Genomic DNA, 2,405 nt, shown 5'->3' on the forward strand with positions numbered 1-2,405 from the left:
CTGGAACTGATGCAGGTCGACAACGTGTCATCGCCGGAGATGCCCGGATTTGGAGAACTTGGAATTTCGCCGCACTCGGTCGAGGACATGCTCCAGGAGATATTGTGGGATCACTGATCAAAAGCTTCTTCGGGCTAGTGCGCTCCAAAACGGCGCCGGCAGAGGGACGCTAATACCGAACCCAAGAAGCCCCGCCGGTGATCAACGCGCCGAGCCTCCGCGCGCGCCGCTGCGAAGGACGTCCGTCAGTCGATCATCAATTTCGTCGGGCTGACGAAGGCGAACAATGTTGATAGTCTCGTTCATGGCGTATCGCTCTCCTTGAGCGGTTCTGGCAGGCTCGTGACCCACGCGCACCCGTCCTACCTATCTTCGGACTTGGGCGAAGAACCGCGTCTTCTTACCGAGACGCAATTCACAAATGAGGCGCTCGAACATGTTGGACACAACCAAGTTCTTGCCGCCGACCGTTGCGCCGCCAACGCGCCCTCTCTCCATCCTGCAATCCATCCGGGCCGCCCGGCGCAACGTGCTGGAGCTCATCCCGGAGCTGGCTTACCGCCAGCCGATGGTGTCGGGGCGCATGGGTGCGCGCTGGCATATGGTGCAGGATCCGGGGGCGCTTCGCCGCGTCGTTCTCGACAACGTCGAGAACTATCCAAAATCAGAGGTGATGCTGCGCATGCTGCGCCCGGCCGTTGGCGACAGCCTGTTCACCTCGGAAGGCGACTCATGGCGCTGGCAACGCAGAGCGGTCGCGCCAGTGTTCGCACAGCGCAACGTGACGGCACTGGCGCCGGTGATGACGGCAACAGCCGAGCGGGCGGCAGAGCGGCTCATGCGTGGCAGCGAGCATCCTGAGTTAGTCGGGGAGATGCTGTCAGCCACCTTTGACGTCATCTGCGAGGTGGCTTTGTCTGGCCGCGAGCACTTCGACGCCGACGCCTATAGCCATGCCATCCTCAGGTATTTCGAGACCGCTGGGAAGGCGTCCTTGCTCGACTTTCTTCGGGTGCCGAACTGGATCCCTCGGCCCGGGGCGCTGCTCGGTCTCGGCGCGGTTCGAACCATGCACAGCATGGTAGCCCGAGCCATAGAAGCGCGGCGACAGGAGGCAGCCGGCGGCGCTGACGACCTTCTCGACCATATGCTGAAGGCTCAGGACCCGGAGACGGGCAGGCGCATGTCACCGACGGATCTTCTGCACAACATGCAGTTCTTCATCGTGGCCGGCCACGAAACGACGGCGCTGGCGCTGTCTTGGTCGCTGCTCCTTCTGGCGCTGCATCCAGAGGTGCAGGAGCGGGCTCGAGCAGAAGCTCGTGCGGCTCTAGGAGATTCGCCTGCAGGCGCCGATCACATGGAAGCGACGCCCTACGTGAAGCAGGTGATCGAAGAGGCCATGCGTCTTTACCCGCCGGTCGGCATGCTGGCGCGCAATGTCCGAAGAGCCGACACCCTCGGCGGCCGCGAGATCCTGCCTAACGACGTGCTGTTCCTCCCAATCTACGCACTCCATCGGCATCAGATGTGGTGGGAGCGCCCGAATGAATTTGACCCGGACAGGTTTTCATCGGAGGCCGTGCGCGCTCGCGATCGCTATCTTTATCTTCCTTTCGGCGCGGGACCGCGCGTTTGCGTCGGCGCGAACTTCGCAATGATGCAGGCACACATCATCCTAGCTACTCTTCTCGCGCGCTTGCGCTTCGAACTGGGGCCAAATTCCTTGCCGATGCCGACCATGTCCATGACTGTCCGCCCCGACACTGGCGTGCGGCTGGCGGTGAAGCGGATCTGAAGCGAAGGAATCCTCTCCCGCCAGACGAGGCGACCGCGTCTCGTCCGATCGTCCTCGACCAAGTAGGTAACCCCTATGGCGTCCGATAACCCTTTTCTGACGACATGGCGTTCTGCAACAGGTCAGTTATCTGCCCGAGGTCTGATCGGGACGTGCGACGCAGTCGATTTCCGACGCGGCGATCGGGATCGCGAAATCACTGTCCGCACACTCGACATACCACAGGAGCCTGACGTCGTTAGGGTTGGGACGGTCGGGGCAACGAGCTTTTTTTGTGAGGCGATCGACGGATACTGAAGAAGCCGTCTGTCGCTTGGCAGTTAATTATGAGAATGCAGAGTCAATGATTTCAGAGGCTTAGCTTTGCACCTAATTTGAGAATGTGTACTTAATTTGAGAATTTCGAGGCGACGTATGCACTTAATTTGAGAATGGAGCGCTCGAGAATCGGCGGAGCCGTTTCTACTGTGGGCTTGGCACAGCGCCGAACGAATGCCCAAATCGCGCAGCCTGAGAGTTAATGCCTTAGCAGTTTATTTGAGAATCCTGGCCTTCGGCATTCTCAAATTAACTGCCTAAGGTGATCGAAACCGCCGCATTCTCACGT

1 protein-coding gene is annotated in these 2,405 nt (G+C 60.0%); it reads left to right on the forward strand.

Annotated features, from left to right (window positions below):
- Positions 1 to 436 precede the first annotated feature (436 nt).
- A complete protein-coding gene (locus tag G6N73_RS35310; RefSeq protein ID WP_165034484.1) occupies positions 437 to 1,798 on the forward strand; it encodes a cytochrome P450 in 1,362 nt (453 codons plus the stop codon).
- The last annotated feature ends 607 nt before the right edge of the window (positions 1,799 to 2,405 follow it).

It is taken from the genome of Allomesorhizobium camelthorni, from assembly GCF_011045125.1.
GTDB classification, from domain to species: Bacteria; Pseudomonadota; Alphaproteobacteria; order Rhizobiales; family Rhizobiaceae; genus Allomesorhizobium; species Allomesorhizobium camelthorni.